This is a genomic window from Lentibacillus sp. Marseille-P4043 (assembly GCF_900258515.1).
Lineage (GTDB): Bacteria > Bacillota > Bacilli > Bacillales > Amphibacillaceae > Lentibacillus_C.
The window spans coordinates 1,185,272-1,209,141 of record NZ_LT984884.1 but is presented as its reverse complement, the minus strand read 5'-3'; the positions used below and the strand labels follow the sequence as shown (position 1 = coordinate 1,209,141).

The 23,870-nt window shown below is 40.3% G+C and carries 20 protein-coding genes and 1 pseudogene; 5 read left to right on the top strand and 16 right to left on the bottom strand.

The genetic code is table 11. The features are described 5' to 3' along the window. Positions 1 to 497: 497 nt before the first annotated feature. From C8270_RS06115 to C8270_RS06090, 6 genes are all read right to left on the bottom strand, one after another. The gene (locus tag C8270_RS06115) at positions 498 to 1,070 is read right to left on the bottom strand and encodes a cytochrome c oxidase subunit 3 (protein WP_106495982.1); all 573 of its coding nucleotides are present in this window, start codon (positions 1,068 to 1,070) and stop codon (positions 498 to 500) included. Further along, on the bottom strand, positions 1,063 to 2,952 hold the full coding sequence (locus C8270_RS06110) for a cytochrome c oxidase subunit I (protein WP_442785823.1): 1,890 nt from the start codon (positions 2,950 to 2,952) through the stop codon (positions 1,063 to 1,065). The genes C8270_RS06115 and C8270_RS06110 overlap by 8 nt, the downstream gene beginning before the upstream one ends. A gap of 56 nt (positions 2,953 to 3,008) precedes the next feature. Then, positions 3,009 to 3,695: a cytochrome c oxidase subunit II gene (gene coxB / locus C8270_RS06105; protein ID WP_106495980.1), complete on the bottom strand. Its 687-nt coding sequence runs from the start codon at positions 3,693 to 3,695 to the stop codon at positions 3,009 to 3,011. Positions 3,696 to 3,846: 151 nt separating this feature from the next. Next, the gene (locus C8270_RS06100; RefSeq protein WP_106495979.1) at positions 3,847 to 4,419 is read right to left on the bottom strand and encodes a hypothetical protein; all 573 of its coding nucleotides are present in this window, start codon (positions 4,417 to 4,419) and stop codon (positions 3,847 to 3,849) included. A gap of 237 nt (positions 4,420 to 4,656) precedes the next feature. Then, positions 4,657 to 4,956: a phasin family protein gene (locus tag C8270_RS06095; RefSeq protein WP_106495978.1), complete on the bottom strand. Its 300-nt coding sequence runs from the start codon at positions 4,954 to 4,956 to the stop codon at positions 4,657 to 4,659. A gap of 12 nt (positions 4,957 to 4,968) precedes the next feature. Next, positions 4,969 to 6,612, bottom strand: a complete 1,644-nt coding sequence (locus tag C8270_RS06090) for an ABC1 kinase family protein (protein ID WP_234028495.1) — start codon at positions 6,610 to 6,612, stop codon at positions 4,969 to 4,971. A 303-nt stretch (positions 6,613 to 6,915) separates the two neighbouring features. Here C8270_RS06090 and C8270_RS06085 point away from each other — a divergent pair, with 303 nt between their 5' ends. Continuing rightward, positions 6,916 to 8,265 (top strand): YjiH family protein, encoded by a 1,350-nt coding sequence (locus C8270_RS06085; protein ID WP_106495977.1) that lies wholly within the window; start codon positions 6,916 to 6,918, stop codon positions 8,263 to 8,265. A 781-nt stretch (positions 8,266 to 9,046) separates the two neighbouring features. Here C8270_RS06085 and C8270_RS06075 read toward each other — a convergent pair. The 3 genes from C8270_RS06075 to ku all read right to left on the bottom strand — a co-directional run bounded on the left by C8270_RS06075 (position 9,047) and on the right by ku (position 11,983). Beyond that, entirely contained in the window at positions 9,047 to 9,865 is an 819-nt protein-coding gene (locus C8270_RS06075) for a sugar nucleotide-binding protein (RefSeq protein WP_106495975.1), read from the bottom strand. A gap of 42 nt (positions 9,866 to 9,907) precedes the next feature. Next, positions 9,908 to 10,915: an acyltransferase family protein gene (locus C8270_RS06070; RefSeq protein WP_106495974.1), complete on the bottom strand. Its 1,008-nt coding sequence runs from the start codon at positions 10,913 to 10,915 to the stop codon at positions 9,908 to 9,910. Positions 10,916 to 11,134: 219 nt separating this feature from the next. Continuing rightward, positions 11,135 to 11,983 (bottom strand): non-homologous end joining protein Ku, encoded by an 849-nt coding sequence (gene ku / locus C8270_RS06065; protein WP_106495973.1) that lies wholly within the window; start codon positions 11,981 to 11,983, stop codon positions 11,135 to 11,137. A 110-nt stretch (positions 11,984 to 12,093) separates the two neighbouring features. Here ku and C8270_RS06060 point away from each other — a divergent pair, with 110 nt between their 5' ends. Continuing rightward, positions 12,094 to 13,911: a DNA ligase D gene (locus C8270_RS06060; protein WP_106495972.1), complete on the top strand. Its 1,818-nt coding sequence runs from the start codon at positions 12,094 to 12,096 to the stop codon at positions 13,909 to 13,911. On the opposite strand, the gene C8270_RS19780 is transcribed toward C8270_RS06060, so the two are convergent. Both C8270_RS19780 and C8270_RS06055 read right to left on the bottom strand, forming a co-directional pair. Further along, on the bottom strand, positions 13,879 to 14,298 hold the full coding sequence (locus C8270_RS19780; protein ID WP_158701612.1) for a hypothetical protein: 420 nt from the start codon (positions 14,296 to 14,298) through the stop codon (positions 13,879 to 13,881). The genes C8270_RS06060 and C8270_RS19780 overlap by 33 nt on opposite strands. A 34-nt stretch (positions 14,299 to 14,332) precedes the next feature. Continuing rightward, on the bottom strand, positions 14,333 to 15,727 hold the full coding sequence (locus C8270_RS06055; protein WP_106495971.1) for an L-cystine transporter: 1,395 nt from the start codon (positions 15,725 to 15,727) through the stop codon (positions 14,333 to 14,335). 345 nt (positions 15,728 to 16,072) lie between these two features. Between C8270_RS06055 and C8270_RS06050 the strand changes: the two genes are divergently transcribed. Then, complete coding sequence (locus C8270_RS06050; RefSeq protein ID WP_106495970.1) at positions 16,073 to 16,339, top strand: hypothetical protein; 267 nt, start codon at positions 16,073 to 16,075, stop codon at positions 16,337 to 16,339. Between the two features lie 176 nt (positions 16,340 to 16,515). On the opposite strand, the gene C8270_RS06045 is transcribed toward C8270_RS06050, so the two are convergent. The 4 genes and pseudogenes from C8270_RS06045 to C8270_RS06030 form a co-directional block, all read right to left on the bottom strand. Next, entirely contained in the window at positions 16,516 to 17,790 is a 1,275-nt protein-coding gene (locus C8270_RS06045; RefSeq protein WP_234028494.1) for a transposase, read from the bottom strand. A gap of 199 nt (positions 17,791 to 17,989) precedes the next feature. Further along, positions 17,990 to 18,297, bottom strand: a pseudogene (tnpA, locus tag C8270_RS06040) (IS200/IS605 family transposase); the annotation flags it as partial. 410 nt (positions 18,298 to 18,707) lie between these two features. Continuing rightward, positions 18,708 to 19,148, bottom strand: coding sequence for an OsmC family protein (locus C8270_RS06035; RefSeq protein ID WP_106495968.1), 441 nt, complete (start codon positions 19,146 to 19,148; stop codon positions 18,708 to 18,710). A gap of 131 nt (positions 19,149 to 19,279) precedes the next feature. Next, positions 19,280 to 19,639, bottom strand: coding sequence for a DUF488 domain-containing protein (locus C8270_RS06030; RefSeq protein ID WP_106495967.1), 360 nt, complete (start codon positions 19,637 to 19,639; stop codon positions 19,280 to 19,282). Between the two features lie 147 nt (positions 19,640 to 19,786). On the opposite strand from C8270_RS06030, the gene C8270_RS19775 reads away from it, so the two are divergent. Then, positions 19,787 to 20,413 (top strand): hypothetical protein, encoded by a 627-nt coding sequence (locus C8270_RS19775; RefSeq protein WP_158701611.1) that lies wholly within the window; start codon positions 19,787 to 19,789, stop codon positions 20,411 to 20,413. Here the strand turns inward: C8270_RS19775 and C8270_RS06025 are convergent. Then, positions 20,397 to 22,127, bottom strand: coding sequence for a phospho-sugar mutase (locus C8270_RS06025; RefSeq protein WP_106495966.1), 1,731 nt, complete (start codon positions 22,125 to 22,127; stop codon positions 20,397 to 20,399). The genes C8270_RS19775 and C8270_RS06025 overlap by 17 nt on opposite strands. Before the next feature lie 462 nt (positions 22,128 to 22,589). On the opposite strand from C8270_RS06025, the gene C8270_RS06020 reads away from it, so the two are divergent. Continuing rightward, positions 22,590 to 23,693, top strand: coding sequence for an AI-2E family transporter (locus tag C8270_RS06020; RefSeq protein WP_234028493.1), 1,104 nt, complete (start codon positions 22,590 to 22,592; stop codon positions 23,691 to 23,693). Positions 23,694 to 23,870 lie beyond the last annotated feature (177 nt).

The following is a 23,870-nucleotide window of genomic DNA, read 5'->3' as shown; positions in this document are numbered from 1 at the left end:
GTTGATGTTTTCTCCCTGGTGCCGATATTCTCGCATTCGGGACGATGTTTTCTCCCTGGCGCCGATGTTTCTTCGCTCGGGACGATGTTTTCTCCCTGGCGCCGATGTTTCTTCGCTCGGGACGATGTTTTCTCCCTGGCGCCGATGTTCTCGCATTCGGGACGATGTTTTCTCCCTGGTGCCGATGTTCTCGCATTCGGGGCGATGTTTTCTCCCTGAAGCCGATATTCTCGCATTCGGGACGATGTTTTCTCCCTGGCGCCGATGTTCTCGCATTCGGGGCGATGTTTTCTCCCTGGTGCCGATATTCTCGCATTCGGGACGATGTTTTCTCGTGCTCGCTCGGGTTCAACCACTCAACCCACGTTAGAGGGAGAGGAAGCGTCACAAACAATAATTTTCATGACGTCGCCGTTTCTATCTATTGTATAAAACAACAATCTTTCGGAAGCACCCCGAAGTTATTAATCTAGTTCACTATTCCCAATATTTCCATTCTACCTTAAATAAGGCAAATAAACGAATATAATAATAAATACCCAGACAACGTCAACAAAATGCCAATAGTAGGAGAAAATTTTTTGTTTCTCGATAAATAGTGATTGCGGGATCTTTTTCTTAAATTGAATGAATAAGGTCCCCATCCAGCCAATTCCGAACCCAACATGTGCTGCATGAAGCCCCACAAGTACATAGAAAGAACTCATAAACACGTTGGCGCTCATCCCGTAACCTTCCTGCAAATACGTTGAGAATTCATGAACCTCTATCCCTAAGAAAATCAATGCAAATAAACAAGTAATCCCAAGCCAGCCTAATAATTTTTTATACTGACGATTTGCCATTCCTTTTTCAGCAACCATCAATGTTCCACTACTCGATAACAGGAAAAAGGAAGATAAGATCACGCTTTTCACCTCAGATAGCTCTGTCGGCTTTGGTCCAATCGATGCCGGGGTGAAAATGATATACGTAACAAATAATGTTGCGAACATGATTGCCTCCACACCAAGGTAAATAAAAAAGCCAATTTGTTTATCCTTAAATAAGGCTGCTTCATATTCATTCATCGACCTTCTCCCCCTCTCCATAATATGCCTGCCGCTCATCCGTTAATGACCGAATTACAAATAAACTTAGAACAGCAATACCACCAGCTACAGCAAGAACATACCACGAATACGTCAAGCCAAGACATATAATAAATACGGAAAATGACATTGTTATCGGTATGATTGTAGATACAGATATTGGAGCAGGGCGTGTGTCTGTCGTCGTACGTAATGACCTATTTTCCACTTTGGCATACCAATATGGATCTAGTTGGTCAACAATCGGCATTGGTTCAAAAGTATCCTCCGTAGATGGGGATGGGACGGTCCACTCTAATGTCCGGCCATTCCATGGATCATTGCCAGCTTTTTTTCCTTTTGTATGTGTCTTATACACATTCCATATCACAAACAACATACTCATTCCCATTAAAAAGGCGCCAATCGTACTTGTAAAATTCAATCCGGAGACACCATCATTTGCTCCATACGTATAAACACGGCGTGGCATACCTTCTAACCCGGAAATATGCATCGGGAAAAATGTTAAATGAAACCCAATGATAAACAACCAAAAATGCCATTTACCCAACTTTTCATCTAGCTGATAACCAGTAATCTTTGGATACCAATAATAAAGGCCACCAAAAATCCCTAAAATGGTTGAGGCAATAATGACATAATGAAAATGCGCGACAACGAAATAGGAATCATGGAACTGGAAATCTGCTGCTGAGACACTAAGCATCACCCCAGTAACACCACCCATTACAAATGATGGAATAAATCCTAAAGCAAATAACATTGGCGTTGTTACTCTGATCACACCACCCCGTATCGTAAACAACCAGTTAAAAATTTTAATACCAGTTGGAATTGCAATCAGCATCGATGTAATCGCGAAAAATGTATTTGCCATTGGACCTAAACCAACTGTGAACATATGGTGTGCCCAAACCATAAAACCTAAAAACCCAATCAAGGATAGCGAAATAACCATTGCTGGATAGCCAAAAATACGCTTCCTGGAAAACGTCGTGATAATGTCAGAGAAAATGCCAAACGCTGGTAGTGCAATAATATATACTTCCGGATGACCAAAAACCCAAAACAAATGCTGCCAGTAAACCGGATTCCCTTCATCTCCGGAAAATATGCTCGCACCAAATAGACGATCAAACATTAACAAGTACAATGCGATTGCTAACACAGTAAAAGCTACCACCATTAAAAACGAAGTAATTAATGCTGCCCAAGGAAAAAGTGGCATCCGCGTTAATTTCATCCCAGGTGCACGATGTCTGATAATGGTAATGATCATATTAAGTGCCGTAAAAATAGTGCCCAGCCCAGAAATCTGCACACCAAAAACATAATAGTCTGTCCCTGCATCAGGAGTATACTCGGAAGTTGATAGTGGTGCATAACCAGTCCACCCTACATCTGGTGTCGTATTAAAAAAGAACCCAATGTTGAAGAATATAGCACCAAACAAAAATAGCCAAAATCCAACTGCATTTAAAAAAGGAAATGCTAAATCTTTAGCACCAATTTGCAATGGAACAACAACATTCATTAACCCTAACAACAAAGGCATCGCAGCAAAAAAGATCATCATCGTGCCATGGGTTGTGAATAACTCACTGTACTTTTCATGTTGAAATACCCAAAAGTCATTGTTCGGAAAAGCTAATTGCGTGCGAATGAGCAAAGCATCGATTCCTGCTCGAAGGAAAAAGACGACACCAAACAGAATATATAATGTTCCAATTTTACGGTGATTTGTAGTTCTAATATACTCCCAAATGATGCCTAGCTTTTTGTTCTTTACCACCAAAAATACAAGAGCCAATCCAGCTATCACAGTAAAAATCCAGGCAGCCAGCACATCTGTTGGCATATAAATTGCTTTCCCAAAAAGCGAAAAATTCAACGCCCTCACCCTTTCGACACGAATCATTCACGCGCAAGATATTGTTGATAAACATCCATCGCTACTACTTCTGCATCAAACCGCATATCTCCATGTCCGATACCACAGTATTCCGCACATTTGCCCTCATACGAACCTTTTTGTGGATTGTTAATTTGATACGTCAATTCTTTGCCAGGCAGTACATCCACTTTGCCACCTAAGGCAGGTACCCAAAACGAATGAATCACATCCTTGGACTTTAAGTGGAAGACAACCGGCTTTCCTGCTGGTAGCACTAATTTATTCCTATCCTCTTTGCCATTCTCATGTTTAAACGTCCATAAATACTGCTGTGCTGTTACGTAAACATCAATATGTTCTTGCTGTTCGCTTGATTTTGGCCCTGGCGATTGATCATATGTAATCGCAATTGTCGGTACAGCTAGAATGATAAGCAATAGAATTGGTAAAACAGTCCATGTGATTTCCAATTTCAGATTTCCATGCACATCCTGTGGTAAGAAATCCTTTTTAGCTTCTGTGTAGCGGTATTTCATAAAGAATCGAATAAACAACACAAAAACGACAACCACAACAATCATCATTAATCCAAAACTAAACCAAATTAAAAATGATTGCTCACTGGCCGTATCACTTTTGGGATTCAATGTCGTTATGTTACATCCTGCCAGCAATAGAAAAATAGGCAGTAAAAGTAAACGTTTCATTAGTACCAGCAACCTTTTTAACGTATGGTGACATATGCTACTCGAATGAATAACTAATGTTGCGATTCCCAGCAAAGTCGTTTTCTAAACATGGGAGAGATCAAACCTCATACTGAAAACGAAAGGCGGTTTCTAAAAGGTTGTTGTTTTTTCATAATAGATATAAGATGTGATTCCAGACGATGTTCCCTGCTTTGGCGCCGATATTTCTGCTTTCCCGCCGATGTTCCTGCTTTCCCGCCGATGTTCCTGCTTTCCCGCCGATGTTTCTGCTTTTGCGCCGATGTTCCTGCTTTGGCGACGTTGTTCCTGCTTTCCCGCCGATGTTTCCTGCTTTGGCGCCGATGTTCCTGCTTTCCCGCCGATGTTCCTGCTTTGGCGCCGATATTTCTGCTTTCCCGCCGATGTTTCCTGCTTTGGCGCCGATGTTTCTGCTTTGGCGCCGATGTTCCTGCTTTGGCGCCGATGTTTCTGCTTTGGCGCCGATATTTCTGCTTTCCCGCCGATGTTTCTCCTCTCGCGCCGATGTTCCCTGCTTTGGCGCCGATGTTCCCTGCTTTGGCGCCGATGTTTCTGCTTTGGCGCCGATGTTCCCTGCTTTGGCGCCGATGTTTCTGCTTTGGCGCCGATGTTCCTGCTTTGGCGCCGATGTTTCTCCTCTCGCGCCGATGTTTCTCCTCTCGCGCCGATATTTCTGCTTTCCCGCCGATGTTTCTCCTCTCACGCCGATTTTTCTGCTTTCCCGCCGATGTTTCCTGTTTTCCCGCCGATGTTCCCTGCTCTCCCGCCGATGCTCCTCGCGCTCCGGACGATATTTTCGTTCTCGCGCCGATGTTCCTCGCGCTCGGGACGATGCTTTCGCTCCGATGCCGATGTTCCAGATAGAACGTTACAAAAAGACCAAAACTAAAAAAGCGAAAAGCGCCTCATTGGCACTTTTCGCTTTTGCTTCTTACGCTTCTTACTCTAAATTCACTTTTTCCTCTAGTTCCTTGATCCGTGCACGTAAGGCATCGATATCCTCTTTGGTAGCGATACCTAGATCCTTCACCATCTGCTGTGTTTGTTCGTATTGCTTATCGCTCCATTCGTCTTTTTTCATTTCACCCTTATCAACGAAATTTCGCAATACGGTCCGCGCTTGTTCCTGTGTTAATTCATTTTTATCCACTAGTTCCTTCAGCTTGCTCTCCAACTTTTCCTTACCGCTTACTGCTGCACCTAATCCTAATAAAAATCCCTTTCTCAATAAGTCACCCATTTTGAAACCTCCCTATTTAGTTGATTGGATCAAACGATAATGCTTAATGAAGAAAATATTCAACACAACAAAAAAGATAATCGTAACAGCAATACTTCCTATGTTAACAGTTGGCATACCAAGACGGCTTGCAACAATTCCTGTTATCACACCACCTATTATCATCATAAAACTAATTATTTCGAGAAGTAAATAAAAATGATGCATTAACTGTGTATGTTGCTTCTCCTTTTGCCACTTCCTGTCTTTTTCTCCACTTTCCAGCCAATTTAACAGTGCATTAGGGAAGGAGAGAATCGGCTTTGCTGCATCTTTGGCAATTTGTTTATAAATGGAATCAATAAAACCTTTGCCGCCAAACCATTGCTTAATTTTTGGTTTGGCCCATTTACCAATGTCAATTTCTGGGTAAATACCAAACAAAACACCAAGTACAATGGAAATTGCTCTGCCCAAGTAGGCATAATCAGCTGATAATTGGATCGGCTGTTCCTTAACAAAGACTTGTATTTCATCCTTTAATTGTTCCATTGTATGAGCATCCATTTGTTTTAATGAACCATTCTGATACATGTCTATTGTCTGTTTTAGCATCTTAATTAGCTTGTCACGGTCAGCATTTGGTAAAATAAAATGCATTTCGTCCAGCGTTTTTAATATTTTGTCATAATCATCGAGAATTATCCCTTGAACCAACCGCTTAAAATGTTGGGTGTCCTGCCGCCGGATTTCGCCAATCATACCAAAATCGATAATTGCAATAGTTCCATCCTCTTGCAGAAGCACATTTCCAGCATGTGGATCGGCATGGAAATAACCTGGATTGAAAAACTGATCAAAATAAAAATCAAATAAAATATTAGCTGTTTGTTTTGTACTTATATGATGCTCGGCCATGTAAGCTGTATCTGTTATCTTTGCACCCTTTATCCATTCCATTACAAGAACTTTATTGGTGCATAAATCCTCATAATACGTTGGGATATGGATGGACGGATAATCTGTATATCTTTCCTTAAAATACGTACCAAAGTTTAATTCTTGTTCAAAGTCAAGCTCCCGTTCCATCACAAAAATCAATTCCCGGTACAGTGCATGTAAATTTGCCTTTTTTCCAAACGATGTTAAGATACGGATCAACCAAAAGACAATTTTTAGTGCTTTAAAGTCAATTTGAAAAATTTCTTTTACCCGGTAACGTCGTACTTTGATAGCGACAAGTGTTCCATCATTCAATTTCGCCTGATAGACTTGTCCAATTGACGCAGATGCTATCGGCTTCTCTAGCAATTCTGATAAATGATCATCAACACTGCCGCCCCATTCTTTTTCCATTACCCCTTTTGCATAGGAAAATGGTGCTGGTGGGACACGATCAACAAGGCCAGTTAACTCGCGGATAAACACTTCCGGCATGAAATCAGCCCGTGTACTTAAAAACTGCCCCACCTTAATTAATACGCCACCCAATCTAATAGCTTTCTCGCGATATTCACTAGCCATTTTGCTTAACAGATCGTTCCACTTTTGCCGTGTCTGTTCATCCCATACCCGGTGTCTCAGATGAAATATGTATAACTGAAAAATAAATTTCAATGCCATCCAAACGATGACCGTACAACGATAGAAGACATTATATTTTAATGAGCTTTGCACGAATTAACACCTCAACTCACTTTTCCCGTAATGCTAGCAAATCTAAACATTTTCAAGGTTACTATTAGTTTATTCGAGTACTATCTTTTGTATTTATAATTTATATTTATACATTTTTATTCATAAAAATTAATTTAACCCTAGCTTAACTTTCTATTAGCCTGTAGAATAAATAGTATATGCTAAAAGTTAACATATCATTTATGTATGACTAATCACTCTTTTTAGAAAATTGAATTGCTTATATAACCAATTCTCTTTATAATAAAAAGAAAATGCTGTTTTCGACTTAGGGGGAAGAACATGAAATCAAAAAAATACGCACTAAGTGACCACCTCAAATTTATTATCCCATCATTACTCGGTGTCTTTTTATTTATGACACCAGTCCCAACAGATGATGGATTTACCATTCCCATTGCGGTTTTAGCCAATTGGGTCCAGGATGTACTAGCTAATCAGTTATCAGCTATCATGATGATTATTATCGTAATCACTGCCATTATGACAGTGATCGCAAAAATAGCGGGGCAAGCTGCCTTCCAAAAGACACCATTTTTTCAGCAATTATTCTATGTTAGTGCCTTTTGGACAGTAACAAGGGTATTGGCAGCGATATTTGCTGTGATGGTATATTTCCAGCTTGGTCCGGAAGCTGTTTATGGAGAAAGCACTGGTCAAATGCTGCTCGGTGATTTATTGCATGTATTATTTGCTGTGTTTTTATTTGCTGGTTTATTTTTACCGTTATTAATGAATTTTGGATTGCTCGATTTATTCGGAACATTGATGACAAAAATCATGCGCCCATTATTTAAGTTGCCAGGCCGTTCATCCATTGATTCGCTTGCTTCTTGGATTGGTGACGGAACAATTGGCGTATTATTAACAAGCAAACAGTATGAAGACGGTTATTATACAAAACGGGAAGCGGCAGTTATCGGAACAACATTTTCCGTCGTTTCAATCACCTTTACATTAGTTGTCATTGATCAAGTTGGGCTTATCAACATGTTTGTGCCGTTTTATGCAACTGTACTTATTGCCGGATTTATCGCTGCGTTGATCATGCCGCGCATACCACCATTATCCCGCAAACCAAATACATATATTAATGAGGCGGAGGGTGATATTGAGGAGCAGATCCCTGAAGGACATAATAGCCTTACTTTCGGTTATCAAAAAGCACTTGACCAAGCCAAAAAAGAATCAAGTGTCTGGAAATTTTTCAAAGAAGGCGGTCAAAATATCCTGGACATGTGGATGGGTGTTGCGCCAGTTGTAATGGCATTTGGCCTGGTTGCACTGGTCATTGCCGAATACACTCCATTTTTCCAATGGCTTGGGGTACCGTTTATTCCACTGTTGGAAGTTATGCAAGTACCATTTGCAGAGGCTGCATCGGAAACAATATTGGTTGGATTTGCCGATATGTTCCTGCCAGCAATAATTGGCTCATCCATCGATGCTGAGATTACCAGATTTATCATTGCCGCATTGTCTGTAACACAGCTCATTTACATGTCTGAAGTCGGTGGATTGTTACTAGGTTCCAAAGTACCAGTATCATTCAAAGATCTATTTATTATCTTTTTACTACGAACCCTTATCACACTACCGATTATTACATTGATTGCACATATTATTTTTTAAATTCGTTTTCTAAAAGATTGGGACTGCGATTACTCGCCCCATCGAAAACATTTGTTGCTTTTGACACAATGGCTATAAAATGCGAAGTAACTAAGAAATTGCTCCCTCGCCGTTCCGGAAATACACTACGCTTTCTGGGGGCGGCTGCTGAGCCTCCTCAGGCCAACACGACGTTGGTCACAAAGGCGTTGCCACAGGACGTGGCGACCTTAGCCTTTGTTCCCCTTCCGCACTGCGGGGTCTCATCTAGGCCTTTCCTCCCCCAGGAGTCTCCGCGTATTTCCTCCACTGGTTTTGCATTTACTACTATTAACTGTAGGTGCATGTGTTCTACCAAGCCACATTCTACCACTTCACTAGTCCGGGTGAGTGGAGGGTGGTGACTCCTCGAAAAAGAAAAGCACTTTTTCTTCGTGCGATGTATCGCTGACGTAGCCTTCCTTGTCCTGCGGGAACAATGGTTTTCGGTGGGGCGAGTTAGCGCAGCCCCAGCACGTGTCCGAAGACCCCGCAGAGTGGTTTGAAAAGGAGGGTCGACTAAAACCGTCCTTTGCGGACAACGTCGACATACCCCTCGCCGGGGCAAGGAGGCTGAGGCCGTGCCCGCGGAAAGCATCCACCCGGAGCGATCCCGGACGGTGGGAAATGCGCGTACTTATAGAAAAGAGCCCTGCAGTTATGTCGCAATTTCTAGCAACTACGCATTAAATAGCAACAAACACTACGAAATGAAAAAGCAGCCGTCACAGTTTTAATTTGCTGTGATGGCTGCTTTTTTTGATTATATGTTGATAACCTGTTTAATTCTGTCTGTTACTAACGAGGTATCTTTTGGAATTTCAGTATCGACTCTTTCTGCTTCACTAGCTTTTTTCACTAGCAAATCATCATAACCTAGTTGTTTCGCCGTTGCTTTCATAAACTTATAGAAACTCTGACTCACATCTTGCCCAACGTGATAAACTCCTGTCACGTCATTATAAATCATTTCTTCGATTACTTTTGTTAAATCATCAATGTGAACAAACGTCCGAACCAAGTCATCGCGGAATTCAATTGGTTTTCCCGAGCGTAAATGATAGGATAATTGATCTGTTCGTTCATCAAGTCTACCAATTCCGTTCTCCCCATAAATCGGACCAGCCCGTAAAATAACATAGTTTGTTAGTTCATTATTAATCAGGCGCTCTGCTTTTACTTTCCCATTTGTATAATTACTAAACGAATGATCCTCAGGTAAATTAGACAATGAATCCGACTCATCATATGGACCATTCCCATCCGAGAAAACAACGTCAGATGAGAGGTAGATCAATTTTGTTTTGGGTGTCAGGTGTGTGATCAAGTGCATCAACCCTTGATCTGTTAATTTGTGTTCATTTGGTCCACTCATAACTGCCCAAACAACGACATCCGGATTTTCCTTCTTATAGAACTCTGAAAAAGATTCCGGCTGATTGACATCTAACTTAACAAGACCATCTGATAATGCCGGCTCTTGTAAATAAGTTCCAACCACTTCATCTGCTTCTACATGTTTTAATTGCTTATATACCGAAGCACCAAGATAACCATTAGCTCCGAATACACAAATCTTCATTTCATTCACCTTCCCCTTGCTGCTTAAATTTGAAATCATGTGTTAGGTCTGGTTGTGTTCTGCTTTTCTCCCAAAGACACCTCTTATAATAGATGTCTTCCCTTCAATGAATGGCTGCCAAACCCCTTGTATCGCTTTACTTGATAATACAAGGACAATCGTTGCGGAAATCACAGCTAATCCAATCAGGTCAAGCGCATTATTTATTTCAAACAACTGTGTTTCTCGGAAAATTTGGATGAAAAAGCCATGCAACAAATAAACATAGAGTGTTCGTGTCCCCAAAACAGTTAATCTATTTTTGCTTTTTGGTATCCAGGCTAGTATACTCACTGCCATTAGTGCAGAGGTTACGTACACAAGTAATCGTGCAAGACCACCATACTCCGGCATTCCAAGCATTCCATATGATTTGGATGCCAACAGCCAGCCAGTATTCATATCTGGTACAAAATAAATTGCAGTCGCAACAGACAGCATGATAACTAAGGATGCGATTTTAACGCCCTTCTTTTTCAGCAGTAAAACATGGTCCGTTTTCAACCAATAACCAAGTAAGAAAAACGGAAAAAAGACAAACGTACGTGACAAACTAAACGTATGACCGATATCCCCAAAGTAACCAACAATTAATCCTAATTGAATAGCAATTATCACACTTAAAACAGCTGGTATCTTTTTGAACCAATATAACAGCATGTGCCAGCTAAACAGACTAAATAAAAACCACAATGACCACTGTGGATAAAATATTCCTGTTTGCCAATCATCTTTTCCAATATAGAAATAAAACACTGTATACAAGATTTGGAAAATAATATACGGTAGTAAAAGTTTTTTGGCTAGTTTCATAATATAATCTTTATTTCCTGATCCTTTTGCAAAAAATCCTGATAAGAAAATAAACGCGGGCATATGAAAAGTATAAATCCACATATACAACGTGTTGATGCTGTGCAAATCGCTAGTAAATGGTTGAATCATATGACCAAATACTACTAGAAAAATCAATGCAAGTTTCGCGTTATCAAAATAAGCATTTCTTTCCATACAACTCAATCCCCTTTTTTGAAATCGTGCTAATCTGTATTCAAGTTTACCCCTTTTCAAACAGAAATACGTAGGCAAACTAGCGATTTCATGAGGTTGTAAATGAATTGTAAATCGGTTGCAAGACAGATATAATCGCGTAATACTTTTCATGAATTTGCCACATTTTACAAGCTGTTTAAGTCAAAAAATACAGCACTTGCAGAAACCCGCAAGTGCCTACTTGGCAATCTTCTTCTTCTTTTGTGTACTTACCTTTGTTTTCTTCTTTGGCTGTTTTGGTTTTGGTTTGTCGGTTTTGGCCCGATCCAATGATGCCTGTAAAGCATCCATAAGATTGGTAACATTATCTGGCGCTGGTTTTTCATCACCTGTAACAACTTGTTCTTTATTTTTCTTCTCCTCGATTAAATCGAGCAATGCAGTGCGATAATCGTCGTTATACTTTTCTGGATCAAATTCCGTTGTTAACTGATCAACGAGCATTTTCGCGGTGTCCAATTCTTTTTGTGTTTGTTCGACTTCTTCCGGAACATTTGGGACATCTTGAACCTGCCGAACCTCATCCGGATAATGGATTGTCTCCACAACAAGTGTATTTTCATAAACACGAATGACAGCCAATTGCTCCTTCGACCGGATAATCATCTTAGCAATCCCTATTTTCCCTGAGTCCTTTAAGGCAGCCCGCAATAAGCCATATGCTTTTGCGCCTCCTTCATTTGGAGACAAATAATAGCTTTTCTCAAAATAAATGGGGTCGATTTCCTCTAATTTGACAAAGTCAGCAATTTCAACCGCTTTATCCTCTTGCTCCTTCTTTAACGCCTCTAACTCTTCGTCATCTAACACGACAAATTTATTCTTGGCGTATTCATATGCTTTAACAATTTCGTCATTTTTCACTTCCCGATCACATACGGGACAAACACGTTCATATTTAATTGGAGATTGGCATTCTTTATGCAACTGTCTGAGCTTAACATCTTTGTTCTCTGTTGCCGCATGCATTTTTACTGGAATGTTCACCAAGCCAAAACTTATTGTTCCTTTCCACATCGTATGCAAAGCAAGAACCCCCCTTTTTTCATATTGTGCCGATTCCAATTATTTTTATCCTTCATGGATTATTTTTTGTGGAACAAGCCACCCTAAAAAGAATAAGGAGGAATGCTGAGATGATTCTAATGAAGCCTATTGCTAGTACTAACATTCCGCGTGAAGATGATTGGTTATTTGAAGTAAAATATGATGGCTTCCGCTGTGTGTTACATTGGGAAACAAATCGGATTACTTTAACAAGCAAAAATGATAAAGATCTGACAGCGAATTTTCCTGAGATTGTGGACTATTGTCTAGCACATCAAGCATCTCTTAGCGAATTTCTCCCACTCAAACTCGATGGCGAATTGGTAATACTAAATAATCCTTATCAAGCCAACTTCTCTTGGATACAAAAACGCGGCAGACTGAAGGATAAAACATCCATTAACAATGCTGCCGATAAAAGAGCTGCAACATTTCTTGCCTTTGATATGCTTCAAAAGGCAGGCTCTGATCTGATACAAGAAAGTTTTCAGAAGCGGAAAAACAAGTTATCGAATTTATTTGCAGATGGGAATTTGAATGCGGATATTTCGCTAGGGAACCGTCTAAGTTATGTCCCCTTTTATGAAAACCCAAATGAATTATGGAATATTATTTTCGCACATAAAGGGGAAGGCATCATTGCAAAGCGGAAAAATAGTGTTTACGGAAATGGCAAGCAGCATAATGATTGGTTTAAAATAAAAAATTGGCGTTCGATCCAGTGTGTCCTAACCTTTTTTGATACGAAGAACGATTATTTTACAGCAAATGTTTATGACGGACCAGACATCGTTGAAATTGGTAAATGTAAACACGGAATGGATTCGGAGGCATTGGGAACATTGAAACAATTATTTTCAACACGAGGAGAACAGCTGGAAGGAGGCTTTGCATTACCTCCAGCTATTTGTGCCAGCATACATACATTGGATTTGCTGAAAAGTGAACTTCGCGAACCGGAATTTGCTAATCTGTTAGTAAATACGTCCGCTTCCGAATGTACAATCGATAAACTGCGACTAGATATGGCCATGCTCCCCGAGGAATTAGATCTAACTAATACAGATAAGGTCTTTTGGCCAAAAAGCAATTTAACAAAAGGAGATTTGCTCGTTTATTTGCGGGAGATTTCTCCTTATATGATGCCGTTTTTAAGAGATCATGCCCTTACTCTAATCCGCTGTCCTGACGGTGTAACAGGTGAATCATTTTTCCAAAAACATCTTCCCGATTACGCACCATCATATGTCGATAGTCTAGAAATGGATGGAGAAACGTTTATTATATGCAATACGCTGGAGGCCCTAACGTGGTTTGGCAATCACGGGGCAATGGAGTATCATATTCCGTTTCAAAAAGCGGGCAATTCGAATCCATCTGAAATCGTATTTGATCTTGACCCACCGGACCGTGAACGCTTTTCGCTCGCCATCCATGCCGCAAAGTTAGTGAAACAAATTCTTGATGATTTATCACTCATTTCCTTTGTTAAAACATCAGGAAATAAAGGGCTACAGGTTCATATTCCCATTCCAGAAAACAGTTTGACATATGACGAAACAGCTATTTTTACACAAGCCATTGCCTGGACAATTGAGAACGCATACCCCAATTATTTTACGACGGAGCGAATGAAGAAAAATCGGTACGAGCGCATGTACATTGATTATGTTCAGCATGGAAAAGACAAAACAATTATTGCACCATATTCAACTAGAAAAACTGCCGAAGCAACCGTTGCCACACCATTATTTTGGGAGGAATTACAAGAAGGATTAACCCCCGTACAATTCACGATTAAGAATGTGGTGGAGCGTGTCCAGTTGCTCGGATGTCCATTTGCCGATTATTTTGCGGTGAAAGAAAAACAGGACTTAGAAAAGGTGAAGGCCTTGGTGGAGAGGTAGCTTAGGGGACGACTCATGGCCGGGGTGCCGCGACGTTTCATGGTTGTCCGGCGACTTTCCGCATTCGTTCGGCGGCTTCCCCCGTTTGTTCGGCGACTTTCCCCGTTCGTCCGGCGACTTTCCCCGTTCGTCCGGCGACTTTCCCCGTTCGTCCGGCGACTTTCCCCGTTCGTCCGGCGACTTTCCCCGTTCGTCCGGCGGCTTCCCCCGTTCGTCCGGCGACTTTCCGCGATCGTCCGGCGACTTTCTGCGTTCGTCCGGCGACTTTTCACGTTTGTTCGGCGACTTGACTCTGGATACATGACTTTCCGGCCGGGGTATGCGTCTTTTTGCTCGGGGTGCGCGACTTTTCGGCCAGGGTGCGCGACCCATAAATGTGCGATACAAAAATGGTCGCTCCCAACCGGAAGCGACCATTTCTTTACAATGCTATATCTTTTTCAATTGCTGCTTTATCATTAAATGTTTTTAGATTTAATTTTCCTAAGATCCGTGATGTTAGGGTTCCTGTTACCATTGCATCATTCACATTAAGTGCTGTACGTCCCATATCAATTAGTGCTTCGATAGAGATAAGCAGTCCAGCGAGTCCTACTGGCAAGCCCATGGACGATAGAACGATTATAGCTGCAAATGTTGCTCCACCACCAACACCTGCTACACCAAATGAACTGATACCGACGATTAATACTAATTTTGCAATGAAACTAAATGTAAATGGATCAATTCCAACTGATGGTGCAATCATAATCGCGAGCATGGCCGGATAGAGTCCTGCACAACCATTTTGACCAATTGTTGCACCAAATGATGCCGACATGTTTGCAATACCTTCGTGAACGCCAAGTGAGTTTTTCTGTGCTTGAATGTTTAACGGAATCGTTCCCGCACTTGAACGCGATGTAAAGGCAAAGGTTAATACAGGCATCACTTTTTTCAAGTACGTCATTGGGCTTAAGCCGAATACACCTACTAGAATCAAATGAATAATAAACATAGCTATAATTGCCACGTAAGAAGCAATAACAAATTTACCTAATTCAATAATGCCAGCGAAATCAGTGTTTGCCACTGTATTCGCCATGAGTGCTAAAATACCAAATGGTGTCAACCTTAGAATCAACGTTACAATCCGCATCACAACGGCATACAGTGAATTTATTATTTTTGTAAACACGTCAGCTTGTTCCGGGTTCTTTCTGCGTAATCCTAAGACAGCAATCCCGACAATTAGAGAAAATATTACTACCGCAATAACAGATGTAGATCGTCCTTGTGTCATATCCAAAAAGATGTTTGATGGAATAAAGCTTAGAATTTTATCAGGCGTAGACATATCTTCCACATCACCTAATGTCGATTCCAGCATTGTACTACGATCATTTTCTGCCTGACCTGCTTCAATCTGATCCGCATTAAGATCGAATAATGCAGCACTACCAATACCTACAAGCGCCGCTATCATGGCAGTTGCGACAAGAATACCGATAATCCATGCAGACATTTTACCTAGTTCTGATGATTTTTTTAAATTTATAATCGACTGAATAATCGATACCATAACAAGCGGCACAACGATCATCATTAGTAAATTAATATATCCCCGCCCAACGATATTGTACCAATCTGTTGTTTGTGTTAATACCTCTGAACCGGCGCCATAAATTGCTTGTAAAATAGCGCCAAGCACAATCCCAACGCCTAAACCTGTGAACACGCGTTTTGTAAATGATAAATGCCTTTTTTGCATCCAAATAAGAAGACCAATGATTGCTACTAACACGGCAACGTTTACAATGACTAAAAATGCATCCACTCTTTTTCCTCCTCTGTTGTTGATTATATTTGTCTATGCTGCAAGTGCCTTTCCTGTTCTGTCTAACGTAAGCACCCGCCAATTCAAAATCAGAATTAAATATTAATAATTCCGATGTTTTTAGTATGCTTTAATACTATACAAGGGGAACCAATAATGTGTCAAGAAAATTAAATGCTAGCAAACATTTTCATTTAAAAAAGCAGCGCGGCAAACTCATGTTAGCGATTCTTTTATGGTTCTAGCGGTGTTTTGAAAAGATAGAGGTATTAACTAAAATTTATAAAATAACAGCATACGTATATGGTATAATCAATATAATAGATTTAATAAAGAGGTGATTAAATGGATAATGAAGAATTGCTTAAAATCATCTTAGAACGATTTGATAAAATTGATCGTCAGTTTGATAAGGTTGACAATCAGTTTATTAAAGTTGACGGCCAGTTTAAAGAGGTACTACAGAGACTTGATAAAATAGAGAAAAGTCAACAGGAGGATGTTAAAGGTCCTTTAAATTTAATATCTAGGAAGGTTGACGGTATTATGTACGATGTTGATTACTTAAGTGAGAAAACAGGAAAACATGACACAAAACTGAACCTCTCATGACTAAAGTCACGAGGTTCTAAGGTACTTTCATTCAGCCTTCGTCTGAATGACCGAAAAACGAGTTTTCAGCTGACATGAGCCACTAAGCTATTTCCCTTAGACTTTCATGGACGAGGCAACGATTGCTGCCATTATCGCCCTGTGGGCTCGGTTCAAAACCCTTTTGTATTTAAACTTCACAAACCAATACTACTTAATTGTTTCTTATTCACATGTTTCAATCGTTCCATTTCCCGGTCATGCTTATCAAAGAAGTTGTTCCATGTTTCGTTTGCTCGTCCAACATCTATTTCATATAGATTATCTTTTGTATTCATGATTAGAAAGGCACTATACAAATCACGTTGAACATTACCTTGTTCAAAGTGATTCCAACGTTCCCAAAGTTTTTTCTTCACGTATGTTTGCGTGAAGTGTTCAAATTGACTGGCTTTCACTTTAGCAGTGTCAATCCGCTTTAGTTTTAAGCCGAAATAGTTTAGTTTGTTGTCGATAATCGAAAGAAGCAGCGATGGCGCACGATTCGCTAATGACTTCCCAAAACGTTTTTTCCGTTTGTACCGTCCTGTCTTTTCACTAACCTCTGTTTTCTTTGCTTTTACTTGAAACCCTTTGAAATTCATCGTCTCCACTCGGACATCTAAACCTAACGATAGAATATGGTTTGCCAGTTGGTTGTGCGCTTGCTTTCTCTTAGCAGCTACCTTCCGGCTCATCTCCGCTAATTCTTTTCGGGTTTTCTTGTAGTTTTCACTTTGAATCCATTTATCTCGATTTGATGGATTGATGGTGCCATTTTCTTTATATTTACCAGGGTTATTCGCTCTACGCTGACGATCAGATTTACGCTGTAAGATCCGTTTTTTGCGTTCTTCTTCGGACAAACCTTCTGCAAGCTCTAACAGCTTTACTTCCTTTTCAGAAGCAATAGCAATTGTAGATATGCCAATATCTAATCCTACACGCGCGTTTTCATCTTTGGAATAGTTCTGATTACGTTTCTCTGGCGGAAAACCTTCTAATACAAATTGAACGAAGTAACGATTTTTACCACGAATTCGCCTTTTTAAAAGCCGGCAATATTTGATTTTATCTTGAAGAGCAAAGTGTGCGTATTCATCTTGATCTTTTATCATAACGGGCAGAATAAGCCCTAACCATTCCATGCGTTCGTTTTCGGGAAAATAACGAAAACCCGTCTTGTTGGTCTTTTCTTCTAACGAAAAAAATTGGTCTACCGAACAAAAACGTACTTTCTTACCATTCCCGTACATGATTTTCTCCACTGCTCGAAATGCTCGTTCAGCGATATTCTGAGTCATTTGAGAACCAATGTTTTGCTTAAACTTACGCCCCATTTCTTGAACGTACCTATTTAAGTCGAATTTACGAACGCCGTATTGTTCTTTCAACTTATTCAGAAGTTGATTGCGTTCTTTTCCTTTTGGCATACGAACCAATTCCCAATATCTAGGATTCCGTATCATGCATTTATATCTGCGCCATGCTTCACCTAGACAGGCATTGTAGATATTCCGCCCAATGTTTAAGCGTTTTTCTAAAATGTGCTCTTGCCATATTTCCACTTTCAAAGGCAAAGTAAGCACATAGGTTGGTGACGCCATTAGGTTCAGCCCCTTTCGCTATTTTTTGTTGATAACCAATGTATTGGCGTATCTGTTGTTCTGTCTTTTCGCTTACGGTTGCGACAAAGTAACTGGAATTCCACAATAAGCTAGGGAACTCTTTAAATAGTAATCTTGCAGAGACACCTTTTAATGTTTTGATCATGGTTGGAATGGAGTGTTGTGGGGGGCAGTCGACATGAAGATGAATATGGTCGTAATCGGTTTCATTTTTTGAAATAGTAAAGCCATTATCTTTTGCTATTTGATGCAGCAAACAATATGGTACTGAATACAGTATACATATCCCCTACCACGTTTTACGTCTGTCAAAATCTTTCACCTCGTGCTAATGATAACATATGCTAAAACGTTTAGGGGGAATAATGGTATTATATTTGTGATTTTTTGTACATTTTTGGATGAACATATGTCGGATAGTTAACGCGGCATAACCACGCCCTATCCGAAGCCGATTCATCTCATGACTGAAGTCACGAGTGTTCTCAGCTTTTTCGTAAATAACCTTGAGAAGAGAATTCAGTCTTAATAAAGCGACTGGATTTTTTGTTAGGAAATGGTAAAAAATGTACTTGAACCAAATGGCGCCTAAATTAAAAACGCATGAATTTTATCATTATCCATGCGTTTTTGTGTGTATTTCTAATGCTAGCCGTGGTTTCCGTTATTTTGTAACATTTCCCCACAGTATCGGAACTACTAAGACGTGCAGATCGTTACATTTATTCAATGGTTGCTTGCAGTTCAAGTTCAACATTACCTGCAATCGCACGGGAAATCATACAGCTTTTTTCCGCCTTTTCCACCAGCTTTTTGAGCTTGTTATACTCGTCCTGGGTTGCGTCGCTCTTTAAGGAAACGGTTGGTTTATGTATGATTTTTTTATACGTGAAAACACCGTTCGTTACATCGACAATACCCTCTGATTCAAGAGCCATCTCCTGTAATGGCAAGTTCGCCCGTTCAATCATAGCCGCTAACGTTATGATATAACACGTTGCTGCTGCTCCTAACAACATCTCATCAGGGTTTGTCCCGATCCCAGGTCCATCCATTTCAGGTGGGATAGAAATTTTCGTCTCCAAATTACCTGCTTTAATCAGCCCTTCACTATTTCGACCACCTGGCCAATCTGCTTGTAAATGAAAATGATGCTCCGCCATTTTATCACCTCGCTGTTATTTTAGCAGTTGTTGAAAAAGTCGCCAAATGATAGATCGCCTTGTTGACGAAATGGCTTGATCACCCTCGCTTTCAATATGGCAACTATGAACCTGCACATATCGTGAATTTCTTATTGATGATCCAATATTTCCTTAAGTACTTGTGCTTGGTTGTACTTCTCATCTTTAGCCGAGAACAATAATGTCAGGTTTTTATCATGCTCCTTGGTGATTTCCTTTAGTTTTCCCAGTTCAATTTGTTGATCACCACTTGCCAACTCATCTTTATACTTCTTCTTGAATGCATCATATTTATCTGGATCATGACCGAACCATTTTCGTAATTCTGTTGATGGTCCGATTTCCTTCATCCAATGATCCAGTTTGGCCTTGTCCTTTGACATTCCCCTAGGCCACACACGATCAACTAATACGCGTAAACCATCATCGCTACTAACATCTTCGTATATTCGTTTTATATTCACTGGCATTTTGTAACAGCTCCTTCATTTTTGTTTTCTACAGCTGGCATATTTACTACATCTCTTATTGTTTTACCCGTTCTATCCGATTGCAATCATTCTGCTTCAACTACATAAAACTAGATAACGTATCGCCATATTACAAAATAGCGATACATGGATCCGTGCGCCGAAACATCGTCCCAAGAGCGAGATCATCAGCCCGAGTGCAGAAACATCAGCCCGAGAACAGAATCATCGGCCCGAATGCAAAAACATTGTCCCGAGAGCGAGATCATCAGCCAGAATGCAAAAACATCGGCCCGAGTGCGAGATCATCAGCCCGAGAGCGAGATCATCGTCCCGAATGCAAAAACATCGTCCCGAGAGCGAGATCATCAGCCCGAGAGCAAAAACATCAGCCCGAGAACAGAATCATCAGCCCGAATGCAAAAACATCAGCCCGAGAGCAGAATCATCAGCCCGAATGCAAAAACATCGGCCCGAGAGCGAGATCATCAGCCCGAGAGCAGAATCATCAGCCCGAGAACAGAATCATCAGCCCGAGTGCGAAAACATCAGCTCGAATGCAAAAACATCGGCCCGAGTGCAGAATCATCGGCCCGAATGCAAAAACATCGGCCCGAGTGCAGAATCATCGGCCCGAATGCAAAAACATCGGCCCGAATGCAAAATCATCGGCCCGAGCGCAGAATCATCAACCCCAGCGCAGAGACTTCGACCAAACGAAAAAGACCCTTCCTACTGGATGAGGGTCCTAATTATATTAATTTCCTTCCATAATTGCTTCCATAGCATGTTTCAAGCTTATTAATCTTTCTGCGCTTTTTGTTTGGGATTGTTCACATACACCGTAATAACATTTTATCTTAGGTTCAGTTCCTGATGGACGTAGACAAACCCAGCTATCATTTTCCAAAATAAACTTAATGACATTCTCTTGTGGCAAATCAATCTGCTCCACATTACGGCTCTCATTCATAAATGTACGTTCACTCGAAAGGTAGTCTTCCACCTGTAGAACCTGCAATCCGGCTATTTCCGTAAAAGGAGACTTCCGAACTCGATCCACAATAGCAGCGATTTTTTCTGCCCCTTCTTTTCCTTGTAAGGTTAACGAGGACATCCCTTCTTGGTAATATCCGTATTTCTCATACAATGTTTCCAATGCATCAAGTAGCGTTTTTCCTTGCTTTTTCCAATGATATGCTATTTCACAAGCCGTCATTGCCGCTTGTACAGCATCTTTATCACGCGCAAAGCTGCTAATCAAGTAACCATAGCTTTCTTCAAAGCCAAAAATAAATGTCTCACCAGTTGCATCGAATTGGCGAATTTTTTCTCCAATATATTTAAAGCCTGTTAGTGTATCAATCGTCTCAACGCCAAAATGATCAGCAATGGTGCGACCAAGCTCGGTTGTGACAATTGTTTTTAATAACCGAGCATTTGTTAAAAGTGCATTATCGCTATGTTCTAGGATATATGCCAACAGCAATGCTCCGAACTGATTACCTGTTAATACGGTATATTCCCCGGATTTATTTTTGACAGCGACGCCTAAACGGTCAGCGTCCGGATCCGTACCAATTAAAATATCGGCTCCATTCTTTTTTCCCAGCTCGATCGCCATCGTAAATGCCTGATGTTCTTCTGGATTTGGTGAATCAACGGTGGAAAATTCCGGATCAGGCTTTGCTTGTTCTTCCACAACGTTAACATGCGGGAAGTTCAATTGATTCAACCCTTTTAAAACTAAATCATACGATGTCCCATGAAGTGGAGTAAAAATAATTTGTAAATCTTTTGCAGTTTTTTGCTCATCGGTACTTAGTCTGGAAATCTGCTTTAGCTGCTGTAAATAGGCATTATCAATTTCGTCACCTATCCAATTTAACAATTCTTTTTCTTCTAACTCAGCTCTCTCTATTACTGGTACGGTTAATTCATTTTCCGTCTGGTTAATAAAAGAAATAACCGCTTCGGCTTCCGTTGGTGTAATCTGTCCACCATCTTCATTGTAAACTTTGAAACCATTGTACGCTGGTGGGTTGTGACTAGCAGTTATCATCACACCAGCGACCGCCCCTAAATACCGGACAGCAAACGATAGTAATGGGGTAGGATGCAAGGAATCAAATACATATGCCTTAATTCCATATGCACCGAGTACTTTAGCAGTTTCAATTGCCAATTCCTGTGACATGTACCGGGAATCATAAGATACGGCAACACCACGATCATTAACATTGACACAGTTAGCTTTTAAATAAATTGCTAATCCATTAACCGCTTTTCGTACTGTATACTTATTCATCCGATTGATTCCAGGCCCTAATATGCCACGCATACCACCCGTTCCAAATGATAATTCCTTATAAAAAGCATCTTCCAATGCATCGGTATCGTTTTTCATGCAAGTCAAATCGTCTTTTAATGAAGGTTCAAGATTCTCAAACGATGCCCATTTATTGTAGACTTTCTCCCAAGCTTCCATCACATGTATCCCCTTTTATCCCGCCTTAGCAGACAGTAAGCCCCCCCTTCTAGCTTTTAAGAAATGAAGCTGATAAAATGGGATAACTGCCTGTAAGGGTCTAATTCGTTCTATCATAATATGCTCAAATTCTAGCACACTTTTACAATGAATTCTATTTGAAATGGTAGAATGATGTTTATTCTATCTTCCGTTCGTAAAAACTAAGAACAATAGCAAAAGCGTCCTGACTAAGAACGCCACCTCCTGGGATTGCGGTTACTCTTGTCCCACCGAAAACATTTGCGCAAACGTTGAACTACCACAAGTTGTATGAGGTTCAGTGTGAAGGAATTCTTGCTGTGTTAGAGCTGGACGGGGCTACTGCTATGAATAGTGATTTTAACGGTCAACATGTTATACTGATTATCTAACAAAGAACTCTTCCTATTATGGTAGATTACCGGTAAAATAGGAATAATAATGAAGAAAGTTGGGATGGTATTGTACGGTAAACGCTGGTTCCAGATCTTAGTCGCTTTCATTTTGATCTTTCTATTAATCTTATTAATTTCTGCAACTGATTTTATTTTTGATCCGGTTTTTAAATATATGGCGGCGGTTGCCTTTCCAATTGTCGGTGCTGGTGTCCTTTTTTATTTATCAAAACCAATTGTACATCTGCTCGAAAAGTATAAGGTACCTCGTGTCTTGGCCATTTTTATTGTTTTTATCCTATTAATCCTTATCGTTTATCTGATTGTTAATTATATTGTACCGATTGCCCAAAAGCAGTTTACCAATTTGATCGACAATATACCGGAAATGGTTAATGGTATCCAAAACGTGGTTACATACTGGCAATCGAATCAGGATATGATTCCTGCAGATATCAACGATACGATAGATCATGTAACATCTAATTTACAGTCGTATATCGAAGGAGCAATGTCATTTATCTTTGGCTTTATTAGTCAGGTGATTGGCTTTATCTTCTCCTTGGTGCTAGTACCTTTCTTTTTATTTTTCATGCTTAAAGATGGTGATAAATTCGTCCCCTTTATGACGCAGATTTTCAATCCAAAAAAGGCAGCGAACATTCGCAGTTTGATGCATAAGATTGATGAAGCGTTAGCGTCCTATATCCAAGGACAATTGATTGTTAGTTTTTGTATTGGCATATTACTATTCATTGGCTATTTAATTATCGGCTTAAAATATGCGTTAACACTGGCACTCTTTGGCATGTTGATGTGTGTGATTCCATTTATTGGACCGTTTATTTCCGTTGTTCCTGCGATGATTGTTGGCTTTTTCCAAGATCCAATGATGGCTGTCTGGGTTGCAATCGTGATGATAGTTGCACAACAGCTGGAAGGTAATTTCATTTCGCCCAATATTATGGGACGTGCACTTAAGCTTCACCCATTAACTATTATTACCTTAATACTTGCTGCCGGAAGTATTGCTGGCTTCTTGGGAATTCTATTCGCCGTACCGTTCTATGCAGTGGTAAAAACGATTATCGTCCATTTTTATAAAACTTATCAGAATTCAAAAGAAGATAAAGAAGACGCGTTGATCTAAGAGCAAACAGCACATTGTTTGCTCTTCTTTTTCAATAAAAAATTATCAAAACAAAATAATATTTCTGCACTTTTTTCTGCCTATTGAATAAAAATTTAGAATGGAATATTATGATATATGAAACAAAAGACCTACTACTAAATCCAATCAGCGCGCAGTGTTCCGTATACGTTGTGC

Coding starts and splice junctions, on each gene's coding strand:
- C8270_RS06025 (WP_106495966.1), bottom strand. CDS start 22,127: ATGGAAGCTTGGGAGAAAGTCTACAATAAATGGGCATCGTTTGAGAAT.
- C8270_RS06035 (WP_106495968.1), bottom strand. CDS start 19,148: ATGGCGGAGCATCATTTTCATTTACAAGCAGATTGGCCAGGTGGTCGA.
- C8270_RS06110 (WP_442785823.1), bottom strand. CDS start 2,952: ATGCCAACAGATGTGCTGGCTGCCTGGATTTTTACTGTGATAGCTGGA.
- C8270_RS06095 (WP_106495978.1), bottom strand. CDS start 4,956: ATGGGTGACTTATTGAGAAAGGGATTTTTATTAGGATTAGGTGCAGCA.
- coxB (WP_106495980.1), bottom strand. CDS start 3,695: ATGAAACGTTTACTTTTACTGCCTATTTTTCTATTGCTGGCAGGATGT.
- C8270_RS06045 (WP_234028494.1), bottom strand. CDS start 17,790: ATGCCAAAAGGAAAAGAACGCAATCAACTTCTGAATAAGTTGAAAGAA.
- C8270_RS06020 (WP_234028493.1), top strand. CDS start 22,590: ATGAAGAAAGTTGGGATGGTATTGTACGGTAAACGCTGGTTCCAGATC.
- C8270_RS06030 (WP_106495967.1), bottom strand. CDS start 19,639: ATGCCAGTGAATATAAAACGAATATACGAAGATGTTAGTAGCGATGAT.
- C8270_RS06115 (WP_106495982.1), bottom strand. CDS start 1,070: ATGAATGAATATGAAGCAGCCTTATTTAAGGATAAACAAATTGGCTTT.
- C8270_RS06085 (WP_106495977.1), top strand. CDS start 6,916: ATGAAATCAAAAAAATACGCACTAAGTGACCACCTCAAATTTATTATC.
- C8270_RS06070 (WP_106495974.1), bottom strand. CDS start 10,915: ATGGAAAGAAATGCTTATTTTGATAACGCGAAACTTGCATTGATTTTT.
- C8270_RS19775 (WP_158701611.1), top strand. CDS start 19,787: ATGGATCCGTGCGCCGAAACATCGTCCCAAGAGCGAGATCATCAGCCC.
- C8270_RS06075 (WP_106495975.1), bottom strand. CDS start 9,865: ATGAAGATTTGTGTATTCGGAGCTAATGGTTATCTTGGTGCTTCGGTA.
- C8270_RS06060 (WP_106495972.1), top strand. CDS start 12,094: ATGATTCTAATGAAGCCTATTGCTAGTACTAACATTCCGCGTGAAGAT.
- C8270_RS06050 (WP_106495970.1), top strand. CDS start 16,073: ATGGATAATGAAGAATTGCTTAAAATCATCTTAGAACGATTTGATAAA.